This window comes from Nitrospira sp. KM1 (assembly GCF_011405515.1).
Classification (GTDB): Bacteria; Nitrospirota; Nitrospiria; order Nitrospirales; family Nitrospiraceae; genus Nitrospira_C.
The window spans coordinates 3,391,035-3,409,512 of the sequence record NZ_AP022671.1 but is presented as its reverse complement, the minus strand read 5'-3'; the positions used below and the strand labels follow the sequence as shown (position 1 = coordinate 3,409,512).

Annotated in this window: 18 protein-coding genes, 1 other RNA gene and 1 pseudogene; 2 read left to right on the top strand and 18 right to left on the bottom strand. The window is 54.9% G+C overall.

Annotated features, from left to right (window positions below):
• Positions 1-8: 8 nt before the first annotated feature.
• From W02_RS16070 to ilvB, 9 genes are all read right to left on the bottom strand, one after another.
• Positions 9-1,217: a hypothetical protein gene (locus W02_RS16070; protein WP_173049490.1), complete on the bottom strand. Its 1,209-nt coding sequence runs from the start codon at positions 1,215-1,217 to the stop codon at positions 9-11.
• A 10-nt stretch (positions 1,218-1,227) separates the two neighbouring features.
• Positions 1,228-2,301: a 3-isopropylmalate dehydrogenase gene (gene leuB / locus W02_RS16065; protein ID WP_173049488.1), complete on the bottom strand. Its 1,074-nt coding sequence runs from the start codon at positions 2,299-2,301 to the stop codon at positions 1,228-1,230.
• A gap of 21 nt (positions 2,302-2,322) precedes the next feature.
• The gene (locus tag W02_RS16060) at positions 2,323-2,685 is read right to left on the bottom strand and encodes a cupin domain-containing protein (RefSeq protein ID WP_197742041.1); all 363 of its coding nucleotides are present in this window, start codon (positions 2,683-2,685) and stop codon (positions 2,323-2,325) included.
• A gap of 67 nt (positions 2,686-2,752) precedes the next feature.
• Entirely contained in the window at positions 2,753-4,300 is a 1,548-nt protein-coding gene (locus W02_RS16055; RefSeq protein WP_173049486.1) for a 2-isopropylmalate synthase, read from the bottom strand.
• A 387-nt stretch (positions 4,301-4,687) separates the two neighbouring features.
• A complete protein-coding gene (gene pssA / locus W02_RS16050; RefSeq protein WP_173049484.1) occupies positions 4,688-5,494 on the bottom strand; it encodes a CDP-diacylglycerol--serine O-phosphatidyltransferase in 807 nt (268 codons plus the stop codon).
• Positions 5,491-6,141 carry a phosphatidylserine decarboxylase family protein gene (locus W02_RS16045; protein WP_173049482.1) on the bottom strand — a complete coding sequence of 217 codons (651 nt, stop codon included), beginning with the start codon at positions 6,139-6,141 and terminating at the stop codon, positions 5,491-5,493. The genes pssA and W02_RS16045 overlap by 4 nt, the downstream gene beginning before the upstream one ends.
• A 15-nt stretch (positions 6,142-6,156) precedes the next feature.
• On the bottom strand, positions 6,157-7,170 hold the full coding sequence (gene ilvC, locus W02_RS16040; protein WP_173049480.1) for a ketol-acid reductoisomerase: 1,014 nt from the start codon (positions 7,168-7,170) through the stop codon (positions 6,157-6,159).
• 56 nt (positions 7,171-7,226) lie between these two features.
• Positions 7,227-7,745, bottom strand: a complete 519-nt coding sequence (gene ilvN / locus W02_RS16035) for an acetolactate synthase small subunit (RefSeq protein WP_173049478.1) — start codon at positions 7,743-7,745, stop codon at positions 7,227-7,229.
• Positions 7,746-7,771: 26 nt separating this feature from the next.
• The gene (gene ilvB, locus W02_RS16030; protein WP_173049470.1) at positions 7,772-9,547 is read right to left on the bottom strand and encodes a biosynthetic-type acetolactate synthase large subunit; all 1,776 of its coding nucleotides are present in this window, start codon (positions 9,545-9,547) and stop codon (positions 7,772-7,774) included.
• 161 nt (positions 9,548-9,708) lie between these two features.
• On the opposite strand from ilvB, the pseudogene W02_RS22210 reads away from it, so the two are divergent.
• Positions 9,709-10,011: pseudogene (locus W02_RS22210) on the top strand (glutaredoxin family protein); the annotation flags it as partial.
• A 21-nt stretch (positions 10,012-10,032) separates the two neighbouring features.
• Here W02_RS22210 and rnpB read toward each other — a convergent pair.
• Positions 10,033-10,459: RNase P RNA component class A (gene rnpB, locus W02_RS16020), an RNA gene on the bottom strand.
• A gap of 171 nt (positions 10,460-10,630) precedes the next feature.
• Positions 10,631-11,494, bottom strand: a complete 864-nt coding sequence (locus tag W02_RS16015) for a M48 family metallopeptidase (RefSeq protein ID WP_173049468.1) — start codon at positions 11,492-11,494, stop codon at positions 10,631-10,633.
• Between the two features lie 105 nt (positions 11,495-11,599).
• Here W02_RS16015 and rnhC point away from each other — a divergent pair, with 105 nt between their 5' ends.
• Positions 11,600-12,277, top strand: a complete 678-nt coding sequence (gene rnhC, locus W02_RS16010; protein ID WP_173049466.1) for a ribonuclease HIII — start codon at positions 11,600-11,602, stop codon at positions 12,275-12,277.
• 51 nt (positions 12,278-12,328) lie between these two features.
• On the opposite strand, the gene hisB is transcribed toward rnhC, so the two are convergent.
• The 7 genes from hisB to rpmE form a co-directional block, all read right to left on the bottom strand.
• Positions 12,329-12,937, bottom strand: coding sequence for an imidazoleglycerol-phosphate dehydratase HisB (gene hisB, locus W02_RS16005; protein WP_173049464.1), 609 nt, complete (start codon positions 12,935-12,937; stop codon positions 12,329-12,331).
• Positions 12,934-14,217: a histidinol dehydrogenase gene (hisD, locus tag W02_RS16000; protein ID WP_173049462.1), complete on the bottom strand. Its 1,284-nt coding sequence runs from the start codon at positions 14,215-14,217 to the stop codon at positions 12,934-12,936. The genes hisB and hisD overlap by 4 nt, the downstream gene beginning before the upstream one ends.
• Positions 14,214-14,918: an ATP phosphoribosyltransferase gene (gene hisG, locus W02_RS15995; RefSeq protein WP_173049460.1), complete on the bottom strand. Its 705-nt coding sequence runs from the start codon at positions 14,916-14,918 to the stop codon at positions 14,214-14,216. The genes hisD and hisG overlap by 4 nt, the downstream gene beginning before the upstream one ends.
• A gap of 3 nt (positions 14,919-14,921) precedes the next feature.
• Positions 14,922-16,181: a UDP-N-acetylglucosamine 1-carboxyvinyltransferase gene (gene murA, locus W02_RS15990; RefSeq protein WP_173049458.1), complete on the bottom strand. Its 1,260-nt coding sequence runs from the start codon at positions 16,179-16,181 to the stop codon at positions 14,922-14,924.
• A gap of 3 nt (positions 16,182-16,184) precedes the next feature.
• Positions 16,185-17,087: a peptide chain release factor N(5)-glutamine methyltransferase gene (gene prmC, locus W02_RS15985; protein ID WP_173049456.1), complete on the bottom strand. Its 903-nt coding sequence runs from the start codon at positions 17,085-17,087 to the stop codon at positions 16,185-16,187.
• A complete protein-coding gene (gene prfA / locus W02_RS15980; protein ID WP_173051518.1) occupies positions 17,084-18,154 on the bottom strand; it encodes a peptide chain release factor 1 in 1,071 nt (356 codons plus the stop codon). The genes prmC and prfA overlap by 4 nt, the downstream gene beginning before the upstream one ends.
• Positions 18,155-18,259: 105 nt before the next feature.
• On the bottom strand, positions 18,260-18,466 hold the full coding sequence (gene rpmE, locus W02_RS15975) for a 50S ribosomal protein L31 (RefSeq protein WP_173049454.1): 207 nt from the start codon (positions 18,464-18,466) through the stop codon (positions 18,260-18,262).
• Positions 18,467-18,478 lie beyond the last annotated feature (12 nt).

Below are 18,478 nucleotides of genomic sequence, written 5' to 3'. Positions count from 1 at the left end.
GGATCCGCTTACTGCGTCATTTCTCGAATACGGTGATTGAACGTGTCTGCGATCAGCACAGCTCCGTTGAGTCCCATGGCAATTCCGAATGGGTAATTAAGCGCAGCTTCCAACGCACATGCCCCATCTCCTCCATAACCTGCCGCTCCAACGCCGGCGAGACGCTCCAGCCGGCCGGTCAGCCGATCCCATCGACGAACGAGGTGATTATCCGAATCGGTAATGTAGAGATTACCGTGGATATCCACGGCAATACCCGAAGGCCTTGACAGGCTGCTCGACGGTGGTTCATCCGAATTCTGGTACCGATAGGCACCTCCGTCGCCGGCAACGGTACGTATCCGGTGACCGGCTAGGTCGAGGGCGCGGACTCGGCCATTGAATGTGTCGGCGATAAAAAGTGTTCCGTTCGAGCCCAAGGCTAGGCCACTCGGGCCGGCCAAGGTCGCTTCGATCCCCGGCAAATCATCACCATTATAGGCGGCAGCGCCGGTTCCCGCGATGGTGCTGATGGTACCCGTCCCAAGGTCTATGGCTCGGATCCGGTTGTTGCTTTGGTCGGCCACATACAGCATTGTTCGATCGATGGCCAACGCAGCCGGCTCATTGAGACCGGCATCTGCCGCCGGCCCTCCGTCACCCCCGAATCGAGGCTGACCGATTCCCGCAAGGGTCGATATCGTTCCTGTTTTCGCATCGATCCGTCGAATACGATGGTTCATCGTATCGGCGACATACAAATGCCCGTCCGCATCAATGGCCAAGGCAGAGGGGAAATTCATGAGGGCGCGATCGGCCGGACCACCATCCCCTCCAAAGCGCATACCCGGTCCTGACCCATTGATGATGTACCGAACGGTTCCGCTCAAATCGGTCTGCTGCGTGAATGCCCGTTCTCCTGTAATCGATGAATCGTCAAACGGATCGGACACACCTGATTCATGATTGATATCCTGCGGTGTGTGTGTCGCCTGGAGCCGGGGCGCGCTTGTCCGTCCGGCTATCGTGACGACCACTCCGCTATTTCGATCCACACGTCGGACAACATGGTTCTCAGAATCCGCGATAAACAAATTTCCTGCCGAATCCTGCATCACAGCTTTGGGCTCATTGAGAGCAGCAGAGGCGGCGGAGCCGCCGTCACCGGTCCATGCACCATCGCCGTTGCCCGCAACCGTGCGGATCATCCAAGTTTTTGTTGCTTCAGATCTCACCATTCAATATCCATCAATTGAGATTGCGCACAATCGCGTCACCCATCTCTGTCGTTCCGACCAGGCGGGTTCCGGTGCTTTGGATGTCCTTCGTTCGATATCCAAGATCAAGGGTTTTGACGATAGCCTGCTCAATCAGCTCAGCTTCCTTGTCAAGTTTGAACGCATAGGAAAGCATCATGGCAGCCGATGCGATCGTAGCGATCGGATTGGCAATGTTTTTTCCGGCAATGTCAGGGGCGCTGCCGTGAATCGGTTCAAAGAGCCCGACCTGTGCTCCCACACTCGCAGACGGCAACATGCCAATAGATCCAGTCAGCATCGCCGCTTCATCGCTCAAGATATCTCCAAACATATTGTTACAGAGCATGACATCAAATTGTCGAGGATTACGGACTAATTGCATCGCCGCGTTGTCGACATACATATGATTGAGTTCGACGTCCGGGTAGTCCTTCCGTACGTCGATGACGACCCGCCTCCAGAGCTCCGACGATTCCAACACGTTGGCTTTATCGACAGAGGTCAGCTTTTTGCGACGTTTGCGTGCGGCTTCAAACCCGACTTTGGCAATTCGTCGAATTTCCTCGGTGGTGTATACCTCGGTATTGGTCCCGCGCTCGCCCCCATGAGCCAGCTTTTCAATCCCCTTCGGCTTTCCGAAATAGATACCCCCGGTCAGTTCGCGAATCACCAGAATATCGATTCCCTGAATGACATCTTTCTTCAAAGTCGAGGCATCGGCCAGCACATCGTATAGCTTGGCCGGTCGAAGATTGGCATACAGACCCAACTGTTCACGGAGGCCGAGCAGCGCCCGCTCGGGACGTAGACTGTATTCGAGCCCTTCCCATTTGGGACCGCCGACAGCCCCTAGAAGCACCGCGTCGCTCTGCTTGGCCAATGTCAGTGTTTCCTGAGGAAGCGGCACTCCGACCTTGTCGATTGCCTGCCCTCCGACGTCACTATTGGCAAATTCGAACTGATGTCCAAACTTTTCAGCGACGACTTTCAACACCTTCACTGCCTCCGGAACGATCTCGCGTCCCACACCGTCACCCTGAAGCACCGCAATCTTCGCCTTCACGTCGTCACACTCCTTCGTTATCTATTCGAGAATCCTCTCATCGTCCGGCTTCCATGGAGGGTCGACAAGACACAAAAACTCGATGGTCAGAGTTCCCGTATTCTGCAATGATTGCTGCGCACCAGGCGGCACATAGAGAGTCGTCCCGGCCTCGACTTCCATGTCCTGATCATCAATCGTAAAGCGACCCGCGCCGCTGATGAAATAATACACCTCGGAAGACGCGAGAACGTGGAGCTTGGACCGTTGTCCAGGCGCCAACGTTCCATGCGCAAGGCTGTAGCCCAACTTCAACTGATGCTTAGTCGGATGAAGTATTTCCCGAAGGCGCGTATGGTCGCCGGCCAGAAACTCCGGACAATCTGACGGCGTGACCTTGAACACGAACAGGCTCCCACCTTCACCGGCAAGGCACGTGCGACGGGCGCATCACTCTAGCGTGGGAACCACCTCAAATCAAGTTCACCTTTTGTTCTCCCTGCGCCTGTTTGGCCGTCAGATAGGCCAACTTGTTCAGTGCGCTGAGGTACGCCCGAGCGGAAGCCGTGATGATATCGGTATCGGCTCCATGACCGGAGACCGTTTTCCCGTCCTCTTGCACACGCACCGATACCTCGCCCTGCGCATCGGTGCCGCCAGTGATCGCCTTCACCACATACATGACCAAGGTGCTTTTGGTCTGCGTGATCGCAGCAATGGTTCGGTAGACGGCGTCGACTGGTCCGTCTCCCGTACCGGTCTGCGACACCGCCTTGCCGTCGACCTCGAGCTCGACGGTCGCGGTCGGCACTTGATCAGTTCCGCTCATCACCCGAAACGATTTGAGCGTAATGCGATCAGCCATCTTTGCCAACTCTTCGGATACAATGACCTCGAGATCTTCTTCGTAAATCTCCTTCTTGTGATCCGCCAACTTCTTGAACCGTTCGAAGGCGTGGTTGACTTCCTCATCCGTCAATTTGTACCCGAGATCCTCGAGTCGCTGCCGAAAGGCATGGCGGCCTGAAAGTTTCCCCATCACCATCTTGCTTTCCACCAGTCCCACCGACTCGGGACGCATGATCTCGTAAGTGGTCTTGTCCTTGAGCAAGCCGTCCTGATGAATTCCCGAGGCATGAGCGAACGCATTGGCGCCCACGATGGCCTTGTTGGGCTGTACGACCATGCCGGTGATTTTACTGACCAACCGACTCGTTTTGGAAATTTCCTCCGTATGAATCTGGGTATCTGCCTCGTATAAATCTCTTCTCGTCCGTAACCCCATAGCTATTTCTTCCAATGAGGTGTTGCCGGCACGTTCACCGATCCCGTTGATGGTGCATTCGACTTGACCCGCGCCTTCCATCACCGCCGCAAGACTGTTGGCCACGGCCAATCCCAAATCGTTATGGCAATGGACGGAAATTACTGCCAGGTGGCTATTGGAGACCCGTTGACGGATGTCTCGAATCAATCTGCCGAATTCCTGGGGGATCGCATAACCAACCGTGTCTGGAATGTTGACTGTACCGGCGCCGGCTGCAATCACCGCTTCGACGACCTCGAACAGATAATTCGGATCGGCACGGCTGGCATCCATTGGAGAAAACTCGACGTCTTGAACATAACTGCGGGCGCGCTGAACCATTTCGACCGCGCGCTTTTTTGCCTCATCTCTGGTCATACGGAATTGATGCTTCAAATGAATATCCGATGCGGAAAGAAACGTATGAATACGGACCTTCGGCGCTCCTTTCAAAGCTTCCCACGCGCGGTCGATATCCTCGGGACGGGCTCTTGCCAGACTGCAAATTGTCGGACCCTCCACTTCCTGGGCGATGCGATGCACGGCATCGAAGTCGCCTGGGGAGCTATAGGCGAACCCCGCTTCGATAATGTCTACCCCGAGACGAGCCAGTTGCTTGGCCACCATGATTTTCTCTTCCACATTCATGCTGGCTCCGGGAGATTGCTCGCCGTCGCGTAATGTCGTATCAAAAATTTTGATCATGCGCGCCATACGTTCACCTCTCTTTGAGTCTGAACTGATCCACGACTGTCGAACGTCGCCCTGTAGAATCGTCCACAGAACGCAGTTTCAAGGTACGTTCCTGTGAACCGATCACCGAGGCCTGTATCGAGAAGAAAGACACAAAAGCCTCCATCCCTCTGGACAGGGACGGAGGCTCGAGAGGACGCTTCCGTGGTACCACCCTGATTCGGCCGACACAACGCGATCGTTGTCTCAGCCCTTCGTTAGCTCGTGACGGGAGCAACGCGGAATCCGCTACTCTCGGTTCACGGATTCAGGCTCGGAGGCGAGTTCAGCGCTGTCGACACTGGTTTGCACCACCCACCAGCTCTCTGAAACGATTCGACAAACAGCCTACTACTCCTCGTCAACGCCTCACGGCTTTACTTCGACCGTTGATGACTCTCTCTTCGACTGTGCATGCTTTGCCGTTACCTTCACGAACATCGTGAGCATACGTTCGACAGGTCCCAGCAATGCGTACCCGGTGAAGATGACAAATAGCATACCTTGGGGCCATGCGGCTACTAGAACAAGAGCAAGGATACCCCATACCAGAAAGGTGATGTGTTGCCCCCCCCGGAACTTCAGATCCTTGAAACTACGGTACTTGATGGTGCTGACCATGAGAAAGGACAATACCAGCGTAATAATGAGGACAAAAATCGGCTTGATCTCCGACCCCATTCGAACAATGTGATGATCGAAAATCACCATCGAGGCGACGACCCCCGCTGCTGCGGGAATGGCCAAACCAGTAAAATACTTGCCCTCCGAAGGAGATGCGGTCGAATTGAACCGTGCAAGCCGCACGGCTCCCATCGCGACATACGCGAACATAACCGCAACACCGAACGTCCCCTGCCCGCTGAGCGCCCATGAATAGAGCAGCAGGCCCGGAGCGACTCCAAAGGATACGACATCCGATAAAGAATCATATTCCAGACCAAAATGGCTGGTGCTGTTGGTCAACCTGGCCGATTTCCCATCTAGCACGTCAAAAACCATCGCCACGAGAATGGCGATCGCAGCCGCGAGATAGTTCGCATTGAACACCGACAAAATGGCATAGACGCCGCAAAACAAGTTCCCGGTGGTAAAAAGATTCGGAATCACATGCATCGCGGCTCGATGCCGTTTCCCGCCTTTGGCAAAGGATTGTCGCAATCCCGTGGTTTTCATGACAGCACTCCTAGGATTGTTTCGCCACCTTTGACACGATCACCCACTTTTACCTTCAGCGACGTTCCGACCGGCACGAACGTATCCATACGGGAACCGAATCGAATGAGCCCGAATCGCTCGCCACAGATGGCTCGATCGAGAGGGGAAACCCAACAGACGATCCGTCTCGCAATCAACCCTGCCACCTGAACACACAGAACTTTGGCGCCCTGCGCCGTCTTTATCATCACAGCATTTTGTTCGTTTTTCAACGTCGCAGCAGGCTTACTTGCCACGAGAAACAAGCCAGGTTGATATTGGACTTGTTCGATCACGCCATCACAAGGAATACGGTTGATGTGCACGTCGAAGACATTGAGAAAGATCGTGACCCGTACACTACGATCCTTCAAGTACCGAGGCTCGAATTCTTCCTCAATGGCAATGACTTTCCCGTCTCCCGGAGCGACCACCAACCCCGAACCCGTCGGGATGACACGCGCGGGATTCCGAAAGAACCAGGAGACAAAAAGAGTCACGCCCGCGGACACGAATGTCGCGGTGGTCCAACCCTGCCAACCGAATGCCAGTGTAACGCCGACTCCCACACCAATGAAGGGAAAACCTTCTTTGGCAAAGGGCACGCCGACGGCGCGGTCCGCCACAAAACTCCCTGATTCCTAATTCTTGTTCTTATCGACGAGCTGGTCTTTTTTCAGCCAGGGCATCATAGCCCGAAGCCGGGCCCCGACTTCCTCTATCGGATGGGCTTCCCCTTTTGCCAGCAACGCATTGTAGACAGGACGATTGGCCTGGTTCTCGAGCACCCATTCCTTGGCAAACTGACCTTGCTGGATTTCTGCCAGGATTTTCTTCATCTCTTGCTTGGTGTTTTCCGTAACGACGCGAGGGCCGCGGGTCACATCGCCATACTTGGCGGTCGTGCTAATCGAATACCGCATGTTGGCGATGCCTCCCTGGTAGATCAGGTCGACGATCAATTTGACTTCGTGCAGGCACTCAAAATAGGCCATTTCTGGTGAATATCCGGCCTCGACTAGTGTTTCGAACCCCGCCTGAATCAAGGACGTGAGTCCGCCGCACAAGACAGCCTGTTCGCCAAACAGATCCGTTTCAGTCTCTTCTCTGAAGCTCGTCTCAATGACGCCGGCGCGGCCTCCCCCGATGGCGCTCGCGTAGGCCAATCCGACTTGTTTTGTCGTCCCGCTCGGGTCTTGATGGATGGCCAACAAGCACGGCACCCCGCTGCCTTTCGTATATTCTGATCGAACCAGATGTCCCGGCCCCTTCGGCGCGACCATAAAAACGTTGGTCGTCGCGCTCGGTACGATTTGTCCGAAATGAATATTGAACCCATGGCCGAACGCCAAATACGAACCAGGCTTGAGATTCGGAGCGATGTCCTGTTTATAAACAGCGGCCTGTGCCTCATCCGGTGCCAGAATCATTACAATATCCGATGCCTTGGTTGCATCGGCCACCGGCATAACTTTAAGTCCGCTCTGCTCTGCTTTGCGCCAAGAACTACCCTCCCGTAATCCCACCACAACGGAAACGCCGCTCTCTTTCATGTTCAAGGCATGTGCATGGCCTTGACTACCGTACCCAATCACCGCCACTTTCTTATTCCTAATCTGCTGTATGTCAGAATCCTTGTCGTAATAAATTTTCATGGATGGCTCCTGGTCAGAAGGGGTTGATCCGGTGTCGGTGGACTATGAGGCCGGCGTTACTCGCGGGCGACCTTCTTCGGCTGCGCAGTAGATGAGCGAACCGGTTCCCGGGCGACCGCAACCCTGCCGGTCCTCGTGAGTTCCTTAATCCCTAATGGTTGCAATAGATTGATGATAGCTTCAATTTTTTTCGGATCACCGGTCACTTCGATGGTATACGTGGCCGGAGTCGAATCGATCACGTTCGCACGGAAAATATCCGCGATTCGCAAGGCTTCAGCACGATCTTCTAATTTCGTGTGCACTTTGATAAGAGCTGTTTCACGGGAGACGAAATCGCTCTCGTTGAGATCCACGACTTTGATGACGTCAATCAACTTGTTCAACTGCTTGACGATTTGCTCGATGATCCGCTCATCCCCGGAGGTCACAATAGTCATTTGAGACATGGACGCATCGAGCGTCGGGGCGACTGACAGACTTTCGATATTGAATCCCCGTCCACTGAAAAGCCCCGCGACGCGAGACAACACTCCAAACTTATTCTCGACCGTGACAGAGATAATGTGTTCCATTATTGCCTGTTGCCGCCCACCGTCCGTTATGCGGTTAAGATCGTGTCCTTATCCTGAGGCGTCGCCGGCTTGGGTCCGCCCTGCTTCTGCTTCAATTCCGGAGGATCTTCCAATATCATTTCGTGATTGCACCCTCCAGCCGGAATCATGGGGTATACATTCTCGAACGGGTGCGTCGGCACATCCACGATGACCGGTCCGCTTGCGGCAATGGCATCTTTCAAAACGCCATCGAGATCTCCCACGGTCTTCGCGCGCAACCCGATCGCTCCATACGCTTCGGCCAGTTTTACGAAATCCGGAGTCGTATCCAGGTAGCTGGACGCATATCTCCCTTCATAGAACAAATCCTGCCATTGACGAACCATCCCATGGAACCGATTGTTCAATACAATGATCTTCACAGGAAGTTTGCTCACCACGGCAGTGGCCATCTCCTGCATGTTCATCTGCACGCTACCGTCTCCCGCGATACAAAGTACCAGTCTTCCAGGAAACGCTGCTTGCGCACCCATGGCCGCAGGGAAACCAAACCCCATGGTTCCCAACCCTCCGGAGGTCAGCCACCGATTTGGCTTGGCAAGTTTGAAATATTGCGCAGCCCACATCTGATGCTGTCCCACATCGGTTGAAACAATCGGGTCCCGATCCTTGGTCAACTCATAGAGCCGCTTGATAACATGCTGCGGCTTGATTGGACCGTCTTTCTCCTGCTGATAGGCCAATGGATGGGCTCGCTCCCACTCACGGATTTGATCCCACCATGCTTTGCGCAAATCCTTCTGCTCACCGTTTACCGTGGCCCGCAGAATCTGGTTCAAATCCCGTAACACGGCTTTACAGTCACCCACGATGGGAATATCAACATTGATATTTTTTCTAATGGACGTGGGGTCGATGTCGATATGCACAATCTTGGCATAGGGGCAGAACTCCGACACCTTGCCGGTCACTCGATCGTCAAACCGCGCGCCAATGGCTACAACGAGGTCCGCGTAGTGGACTGCCATGTTGGCCTGATAGGTGCCATGCATGCCCATCATGCCGAGAGATAACGGATGCTCACCGGGGAACACTCCCAGTCCCATCAACGTCATGTCGACGGGAATCTGCGTCATTTCGGCCAGTTCAATCAGTTCCTTGGAGGCGCCGGAAAAGACCACTCCGCCGCCGACATAGAGGATCGGCTTCTTGGCCTTCATGATGGCTTCGGCTGCCTGTTTGATCTGCCACTTGTTCCCGTCGTAGGTAGGGTTATATCCCCGCATCGACACCGAATTCGGATAATTGAATTCTGCTTTGTCCATGGATACATCTTTGGGAATATCCACCAAAACAGGACCTGGCCGTCCGGTGGTTGCGATGTAAAAAGCTTCTTTGATCGTCGGAGCAAGATCGTTGACGTCTTTGACGAGGAAATTGTATTTCGTACAAGGACGGCTCAAGCCGACATTGTCTGCTTCCTGGAACGCATCGTTACCGATCAAACTGGTAGGAACCTGCCCGCTGAAACATACGAGTGGCACGGAATCCATGTAGGCGTCAGCCAAGGCCGTGATCACGTTTGTCATACCGGGTCCGGACGTCACGAGACAGACCCCCGCTTTGCCCGTCGCCTTCGCATATCCTTCGGCCATATGTCCCGCACCTTGTTCGTGACGGGTCAAAATGACGTCGATGTCTTTCTGCTGATGCAACATATCGAATATTTTCAGGACAACTCCGCCGGGAAGGGCAAAGAGTGTTTTGACCCCTTCGCGCTTGAGACATTCAATAAAGATTTCTGCGCCTGTCAGTTTCACGATTGCACCTCCAGCCCTCGGCCGTGTGGAATCGGCAGATGGAGATATTGAATGCACTCGGGAATGCACCAGCGACAATTCCCGACTGTTCAAAAGTTTCTTAAAAATCAATGAGAAAGATGCGAGATCCTAACATTCCGCCCATATGAGGGTCAAGGGGCATGAGTCGATCGTGTAGCTTCATCGCAGAGATCATCCATGCTAGGGTGCCACACAGGAGATCAAACATCTTGAATAAAATTTCAGAACAGATGTCCGTCACTATTCTTTCGCGTCCGAATTGTCATCTTTGCAATGTTGTCATGCGTATAGCCAAGAATCTCCAGCAAGAATATCCCATGGTCGTGGAAAAAGTCCTGATAGACTCCGACCCAAACCTCGTGACCGCATTCGGGCATCGAATCCCGGTAGTCCTGGTGGATGGAATCGAACAATGTGCAGGAAAGATAACCGAAGGCGATCTCAGGCGAGCAATCAGGAGAGCGCGGTGGAGAAGACCTATAAGCCGGATTCTGTCTCGCCTGGGATATGCTCCGAGACGAGGATGATCATTTCTCTGGGATTCGAGTTGCCTCGAACCTCAAGCGACCTACCCGAAGACCTCGGCCGGGCCAGCCGGTTGCCTCTCTTCAGAGAAGAGCGACAGTTGTCTTCCTATTTGGCCTTGCATCGAGCGACGCTTACCGTGCCGGTGATGTCGCCACCACCGCGGTGGGCTCTTACCCCGCCGTTTCACCCTTACCTGATCGGAGATGACGGGATCGAGATCCCATCGCCTCGGCCATCGGCGGTTTGTTTTCTGTGGTGCGGGTGTCGGATCGCTCCGCCTGGGAGTTACCCAGCGCTCTGCCCTGGAAGTCCGGACTTTCCTCTCGCGGTACGAGACCGGCGAGCGATCATCCGGTCTTCTCCCTCGCGCGGGCTCAGTATAGGAGACAGCCGAGGAGGAAGCAAGGAACAGCTTTCGCATTGTTGATGAGTCTTTTCACCGGGGGTTCATCCTCGGTTCTTTCGGGGTTGGCCAGCAGTAATTCCCATGACAGTCCTACACGTTTTCCTATGGCTGGAAGGCCCCCTGCTATCTCATTGCCCGACATGAGGAAGCTCCGCTGGCGGAGCCGGTTGTGCTTTACTATAGAGGGTCATCGCCTCTGGCATCCACTTCTTCAACTGCTCGATTCGCGTCTCGTTGCTGGGATGGGTGGACATAAATTCTGAAGGTCCGCTCCCCGACATTTTTGCCATGCGTTCCCAAAGCGCTACCGACTCGCGCGGGTCATACCCAGCATCGCCCGCAAGGAGAATTCCAATATAGTCGGCCTCCGATTCGTGTTTCCGGCTGAACGGAAGCAATACACCGACCTGCGCCCCGACACCGAGTGCGGCCATGGCACCCTGCGATACCAACCCTCCGCCGCCCGCTGCCCCGGCGGCCGCGCCGGCCACTTCCAGCGCGGCACTGGTCAACTGCCCTTGGCTCATGCGTTCTGCTCCATGACGGGCCAGGGCGTGCACCACTTCATGTCCCATCACAGCCGCGAGCCCGGCCTCATTTTTCGCTATCGGAAAAATTCCCGTGTACACGGCCATTTTGCCCCCTGGAAGCGCAAATGCATTGGCCGTCTTGTCGTCCTTGATGACCGTGACCTCCCATTGAAATTGTTTTGCCATATCCGCGTACTTGGATCGCTTTGCGGCTTCGACGATGCGGGCCGCTACCCGCTTGACCGGCTCAATCTCCCGAGGATCTTGGGAGGCCTTCATCTTCGGATCACTCTTCACCTGACTGTACGCCTGCGCTCCCATCTTCATCTCATCTGACACAGAGGTCATCAGCAATTGCGACCGACCGGTATAGGGATTTGTCTCACATCCGTGAAATCCGACAACCGCAGCTGATAAAGACAGTGAAATGGCGATCACGCGTACTACGGGCGATGTGAGCATGGTCACTCCTTCTGATCGGGTCCAAATTGACCGGGCAGAACGGCTTTGCTAGATTAGCTCGCCTCAAGCATGCAATTCCACTCTGCCGCTGCCTTTTGACGCTGCATGTCTCTTCGTCCTGTCGAACGTATCGGAATCGACGAATCAGGGAAGGGCGATTATTTCGGTCCACTGGTCATAGCGGCCGTCTTCGTTGACCAGACCACACAGGAAGAGCTCTCTCTGATGCAGGTCAGAGACAGCAAGAAGATATCCGATGGCCGCATCCTGGAAATGGCCCCGGACATCAACATGCTGTGTCCTCATAGCGTGATTGCCATCGGACCTCAAAAGTACAATGATCTGTACACCAAAATCCGCAACCTCAACCGCTTATTGGCATGGGGCCATGCCAAGGCTCTGGAAAATCTTCTCGAACGAGTCACGTGCACCCGCGCCATTTCCGATCAATTCGGCGACGAGCGACTCATCCTAAATGCCTTGCAGCAGAGGGGGAAGACCATTCAGCTGGAACAACGCACGAAGGCAGAATCTGATTTGGCTGTCGCCGCAGCCTCCATCCTTGCGAGAGCTGAGTTTCTCCTCAGGCTGAATCGACTCTCAGATGAGGTTGGCACTACGCTGCCGAAAGGAGCGTCGCCGGCGGTGGAGTTGGCAGGGAAAATGATCGTCAAGAAACATGGAGAAGCACGCCTTGCCACGGTGGCCAAGTTGCATTTCAAAACGACCGCGGCTGTTCTTGGGCAGAGAGCGCCGATAGACACTGGTCGCAATCACACATAGGAGAAGTGCATGGAGAAAATTTGACTTGGACGAACGCTCAACCAAACGGTTCTAGAGTGTGCCCTTGGTTGAAAGCACCTTGCCGTTCAAACGCTCTTCCAAGGTCGTCGCCTGGTCTAGCGCCTTGGCGAACCCCTTGAAGATCGCCTCCATAATGTGGTGCGGATTACGGCCATACATCAAATTGATGTGCAGATTAAGGCCCCCGTGTGTCACGAAAGCTTGAAAAAAATCCTCGAACAGCCCGAGATCGAATGACTTGATCTTTCGATCAGGGAGATTGACGTTATAGACAAGAAAGGGACGGCCGCTCAGATCAACCGTGACTTGCGCCAATGTTTCATCCAGCGGAGCGGAGGCGAACCCGAATCGTTTGATCCCGCCCTTTTCTCCCAATGCCTGGTGCAAGGCTTTTCCCATGACGATGCCGACGTCTTCAACCGTATGATGCTCGTCGATATCGATATCGCCTTTGGCCTGCACTGTCAGATCAAAGAACCCGTGCTTGGCCAGCAGTTCGAGCATGTGATCGAAAAATCGAATACCTGTTTCGATTTTTCCTTGGCCGTTTCCATCGAGCATCCAATCGACACGAATCTCGGTTTCTTTGGTGGCGCGATGGATTGAACCTTGCCTGTGCGTCGTGTCGATGCGTTTCATGAGAACCTACTCTGAAGCGATTTGGCATGGGCATCAAATCCCTCGATCTGAGCCAGTCGCACAAGATGATCTTTCACCTTGGCCAATTCCTCCTTCGTGTAATGCACAATATTGCTGATCTTCGTATAGTCGTGCACCGACAAGGCCGAGAAGAATCGAGCCGTTCCGCCGGTCGGCAGCACGTGATTGGGCCCGGCGATGTAGTCGGCGACCGCTGGAGGCGTGTAGCGGCCAAGAAAGAGGGCTCCCGCATGGCGCACCTTTTGAAGGTATTCAAACGGCTCGTCCACGGACAGCGTCAAATGCTCGGCGGCAATCTCGTTGGCAACCGCAATCGCTTCGTCCATCGTCGCAACCACAAATGCCATGGAATGTCGCTCCACAGACTTCGACGCGATCTTCGTCCGTTGAAGTCCATTCAACTGGACATCCACCAACCGGCACACCTCTTTGGCGAGCGAGGCTGAGGTCGTCACCAACCAAACCTGTGCGTCTTCATCATGTTCGGCCTCGCATAAAAGATCCGCTGCCACATGGGCCGGCTTAGCATCCTCGTCGGCCACCACCAACAACTCGCTCGGCCCTGCCACCATGTCGATGCCGACCGTCCCGTATAACATGCGCTTCGCAGTCGCCACATAGATATTCCCAGGCCCAACGATCTTGTCGACCCTGGCAACACTGTTGGTCCCAAACGCAAGCGCCGCTATCGCCTGTATGCCTCCGATACGATAGACATCCGTTACCCCGGCAATATGAGCTGCAACCAAGAGGTAGGGGCTGATTCCATCTTTGTGAGGAGGCGTGCACATGACAATCCGCGGAACGCCGGCGACTTTCGCCGGGATGGCGCTCATGAGGACCGTCGAAGGATACACTGCCTTTCCGCCTGGCACATAGACTCCGACCGCATCGATCGATGTAACGGCCTGCCCCAGGGTGGCCGATCCATCCTGATACATCCACGTTTTTGTACGTTGGCGCTCGTGAAATGCCGTGACTCGCTCCGCGGCAAACCGAAGCGCATCCCCCTCTTCCTTCCGGATACGATGATAGGCTTCTTTAATTTCTTCAGAGGTGACTCTCAAGTCCGATGCCTTGAGCGCGATCCGATCAAATTGCTTAGTATAGCGGAGAACCGCTTGGTCTCCGCCCTTCTCCACCGCCTGCAGAATCGCCTTCACGGTCTTTTCGACGGCGACGCCCTGAATACGGGCGCGAGATGCGACCTTTTTCACCGCTGCACCGAAGGTGCGATCCGTTGACGCCAAAATCTTCATGAATGCACACGCCCTTTGTGGCCCACAGGGCCCCTGCCGGCCCCAGACAACTTCGCCTTACGTCGCCCTGATGGCGCCGATCCGACCAGGCGCAGCTGTTTAATTAAGCCCGTCACGGCAGCGTGCTTCAATTTTAAACTGGCCCGGTTCACGATCAACCTGGCCGTTGAGCGGGCAATACATTCAATTTCAACAAGTCCGTGCGCTTTCAACGTGTTCCCAGTCTCAACCAAATCTACGATACGGTCTGCAAGACCCACGATTGGAGCCAGCTCGATTGAACCGTACAGCTTAATGATTTCGACCGGCACGCCGCGTTCATTGAAGTAGCGTTCTGCGATCTTGGGGTACTTGGTCGCCACACGAATTTTTGAGGAGAGACCGTCCCGTGATTCCTGACCGCGAAGCGCGGCGACGGCGATTCTACACGCTCCGAACCCCAAATCCAACGGTTCGTATACATCCGCGTCCTGCTCCATGAGCACGTCCTTGCCCACGATCCCCACATCGGCGGCTCCATGCTCGACATAGGTGGGAACATCGGTCGGACGAACGATCAAAAAGGTGACTCCAAAGTCGGGACACGGGAAGACCAGGCGGCGGCTCGCAGTGGAGAGTTGCGTTTCCGCATAACCAGCCCGCGCAAACAATTGAAGAGTGGGTTCGATCAATTTGCCTTTGCAGAGAGCAACCGTCAGCATCGTCTATGCCTTCCGTCTTTCAATTGCGGCCCCCAAGGTCTGCAATTTTTCTTCGAGACGTTCATAGCCTCGGTCGAGATGATACACCCGCAACACCTCCGTCACCCCATCAGCACAGAGTCCGGCCAGAATCAATCCCGCGCTGGCCCGGAGATCCGAGGCCATCACAGGGGCTCCCGTCAACCGTTCACAGCCGGTGATGACCAACCGGTTCCCTTCGACACGGATGTTTGCTCCCATCCTTCTCAATTCCTCTACATGCATAAACCGGCTCTCAAAGACGGTTTCCGTGATCACGCTTGTTCCCTCGGCGACAGCCATCAGTGCAGCCATTTGTGCCTGCATGTCGGTGGGGAAACCGGGCGAGGGCAAGGTTCGCACATCCACCGCTTTCAAACGGTTTATTTTGGAAGCATCTAAATGCACGGCTTCCTTTTCGACCTTGATCGTGACGCCCGTCTCCAGAAGTTTCGCCAGAACAGGCTCCAAATGGTCCGGGCGGCATCCGTTGACGACAACCGCCCCTTTAGTCATGGCTCCAGCGACTAGATAGGTTCCTGCCTCGATTCTGTCGGGGATCACCTCGTGATCACTACCGCGAAGCTCACGGACCCCTTCGATCGTGATGATGTCGGACCCAGCACCGGCGATTTTGGCTCCGCGCTTGGTGAGAAAATCGGCCAAGTCGACAATTTCCGGCTCCTTGGCAGCATTCTCAATCGTGGTGGTTCCCTGCGCGAGACATGCGGCCATCATCAGATTTTCCGTACCGGTTACCGTAGGAACATCGCAGTAGATCAAGGCGCCTTTTAGGCGCCTTGATCTTGCCCGAATGTATCCGTGCTCGACAGACACCTCTGCTCCGAGTTTGGTCAGACCGGCGAGATGAATATTGACCGGGCGGGAACCGATGGCGCATCCACCGGGCAGTGAGACTGTGGCCTCACCCCAGCGGGCAAGGAGCGGACCGAGAACCAACACCGACGCACGCATGGTCTTCACGAGTTCATACGGCGCCTGGGTCGAATGGATCACACCGGCCCTGACGACCGCCCGGTTCCCCTCATGCTCAACCTGGGCGCCGAGAAGACGCAGCAATTTCCCCATGGTGACGACATCCACGACTTGAGGGACGTTATTGATAACGCATTCCTCGCCCCCCAGAATGGTGGAAGCCAGAATCGGCAGGGCCGAATTTTTTGCCCCGCTGATCCGGACCTCTCCGTGCAGGACATTCCCCCCGGTGATGACGATTGTATCCACGGTTCAGGCCCCTCGTTCCGCGAGGAGAAGTCGGTCAATTCCTGCCTCGTCTTGAATGACATCGACCGAACAATATGGACCGAGGCACTGGGTTTTTTCCTTCAAAATCGAGCTTTGTCCCTTTCCCAATTCCATAATCAGCCAGCCGCCAGGCGCAAGAAATCGCCACCCATCCTGCAAAAGCCGCTCATGCAACTCTGTACCCAATGGACCAGCTACTAATGCCACCCTCGGCTCGAACAGTCGGACTTCCGGCTGCAATGTTTCCCACTCGGCCTCGGACACATATGGAGGATTTGATACAATAATCGCGGCACCGTCATCAGGCCCGTGGTCCTTCAGTGGACTCAGGAGATCGCCTTGCATCCATGAAATTTTAGAGTTCACTCCATGACGGATAGCGTTGTGTCGCGCTGTCTGAATCGCACCCTCAGACTGATCGATTGCGATGATTCGTGCATCTGGAATAGTGCGAGCGAGTGTCACGGCGAGGCACCCGGACCCCGTGCCCACATCGATCATGGTCGGTCGGAGATGCTGGTGCCGACGTCGAATACTTTCCCGCACCAGCAATTCGGTCTCGGGGCGGGGAATCAACACGGTGGGGTTGACCTCAAACTGTAGTCCGCAAAACTCTTGAGATCCTAAAATATACTGAAGAGGTTCACGCGAGACTCGCCGCGCAGAAATAGCCTCCGCGCGCTTCACCTCCTGTGTGGTCAACGATCGGTGACGCTCGATGGTCTGCTCGAGTCCCGACAAACCAAGTGCATGCTCGATCAACCACGAAGCTTCCTGGTAGGCCGTTTCAATGCCGGCGGCAAAGAGCTGCTGGCGAATGCACGCGACCAGCTCTCCGACCGTCCGCGGGGTTTTCCCAATGTCCACACCGGTTTCGAACCTCATGAAGCTTCAGCAACTGCGGCCTGGTCTCGTTGCATCCGTAAAGCCTCCACCAGTTCACTCAAGTCACCCGCCAGAACCTGTTCCAACTTGTGCAATGTTACGCCGACACGGTGATCAGTGACACGGTTTTGCGGAAAATTGTATGTCCGGATCTTTTCACTTCGATCACCCGTTCCAACCTGGGCCTTGCGCGTTTGAGCGATCTCCGCTTCCTGCCGTTCACGTTCGGCATCAACAATCCTGGCGCGAAGGGTGCGCATCGCTTTTGTTCGGTTTTTCAGTTGAGAACGCTCGTCCTGGCAGGAGACGACGACACCGGTAGGAATGTGAGTAATTCGGACAGCCGAATATGTCGTGTTGACACTCTGCCCTCCCGCGCCAGATGAACAGAATGTGTCAATACGGAGGTCCTTGGGGTCAATCTGCACATCCACTTCATCAACCTCGGGCATGACGGCGACGGTCACCGTGGAAGTATGGATCCGGCCGGAAGCCTCTGTAATCGGCACACGCTGTACTCGATGAACCCCGCTTTCGTATTTGAACACCCCATACGCGCCTTTACCTTCAATGAGCGCGACGACAGTCTTAAATCCACCTTTGCCGGTCTCCGACGCCTCGACCATTTCAACCTTCAACCTGTTTCGTTCGGCGAATTTGATATACATCCGAAAGAGGTCTCCGGCGAATAAGGCGGCTTCGTCGCCTCCCGTACCAGCTCGAATTTCCAAAAAAATGTTTTTGTCGTCCCGCGGATCCCGCGGCGTCAAATGCTCGGTCGCATCGTTTTCGATGAGGTCTCGCTCCGCAATCAGTCTCGCCGTCTCCTCTGCTGCCAAGAACCGCAGTTCCGACCCAGATGATGGATCCTCCAGTAGATGCTCGGCTTCGGCTAGTTGCTTGGTCACACCTTGATAACGATGAAATAACTGGGCGACGGACTCCAATTCCGTACGCTCTTTGGTCATTTTGACCAATAGTGCCGGCTGGCCAATGACCGAGGGATCCATCAACAGGGCGGTCAACTCCTCGTGCCGGCTGGCCAGTGATTCCCATCTCTTGAGCAATGTGGTTTCCATGGCTCTACCTGTCTCGATACGTGCGATCGACCAAAAAAAAGAGAGACCCTGCCCCTCAGCGAAGCAGGGTCTCTCCCCTATATTGAATATTCGCTACTTGCCCTTCTTCGCGTACTTCTTCTTGAACCGTTCGACACGTCCTTCCGTATCGACGATTTTTTGAGTTCCGGTGAAGAACGGATGGCAGTTAGAGCAGATGTCGACGTTAATATCGCCGACGGTCGACCTGGTTTTATACCTATTGCCGCATGCACAGTGAACAGTGGCTTCACGGTACAAGGGATGAATGCCCTTCTTCATGTGTCACTCCTG

What these genes read in the sequence shown, in the direction of transcription:
- W02_RS16070 (WP_173049490.1), bottom strand. Translation starts at nt 1,217, where the DNA reads ATGGTGAGATCTGAAGCAACAAAAACTTGGATGATCCGCACGGTTGCG.
- W02_RS16055 (WP_173049486.1), bottom strand. Translation starts at nt 4,300, where the DNA reads ATGGCGCGCATGATCAAAATTTTTGATACGACATTACGCGACGGCGAG.
- pssA (WP_173049484.1), bottom strand. Translation starts at nt 5,494, where the DNA reads ATGAAAACCACGGGATTGCGACAATCCTTTGCCAAAGGCGGGAAACGG.
- ilvC (WP_173049480.1), bottom strand. Translation starts at nt 7,170, where the DNA reads ATGAAAATTTATTACGACAAGGATTCTGACATACAGCAGATTAGGAAT.
- ilvN (WP_173049478.1), bottom strand. Translation starts at nt 7,745, where the DNA reads ATGGAACACATTATCTCTGTCACGGTCGAGAATAAGTTTGGAGTGTTG.
- W02_RS16015 (WP_173049468.1), bottom strand. Translation starts at nt 11,494, where the DNA reads ATGCTCACATCGCCCGTAGTACGCGTGATCGCCATTTCACTGTCTTTA.
- rnhC (WP_173049466.1), top strand. Translation starts at nt 11,600, where the DNA reads ATGTCTCTTCGTCCTGTCGAACGTATCGGAATCGACGAATCAGGGAAG.
- hisB (WP_173049464.1), bottom strand. Translation starts at nt 12,937, where the DNA reads ATGAAACGCATCGACACGACGCACAGGCAAGGTTCAATCCATCGCGCC.
- hisD (WP_173049462.1), bottom strand. Translation starts at nt 14,217, where the DNA reads ATGAAGATTTTGGCGTCAACGGATCGCACCTTCGGTGCAGCGGTGAAA.
- hisG (WP_173049460.1), bottom strand. Translation starts at nt 14,918, where the DNA reads ATGCTGACGGTTGCTCTCTGCAAAGGCAAATTGATCGAACCCACTCTT.
- prmC (WP_173049456.1), bottom strand. Translation starts at nt 17,087, where the DNA reads ATGAGGTTCGAAACCGGTGTGGACATTGGGAAAACCCCGCGGACGGTC.
- rpmE (WP_173049454.1), bottom strand. Translation starts at nt 18,466, where the DNA reads ATGAAGAAGGGCATTCATCCCTTGTACCGTGAAGCCACTGTTCACTGT.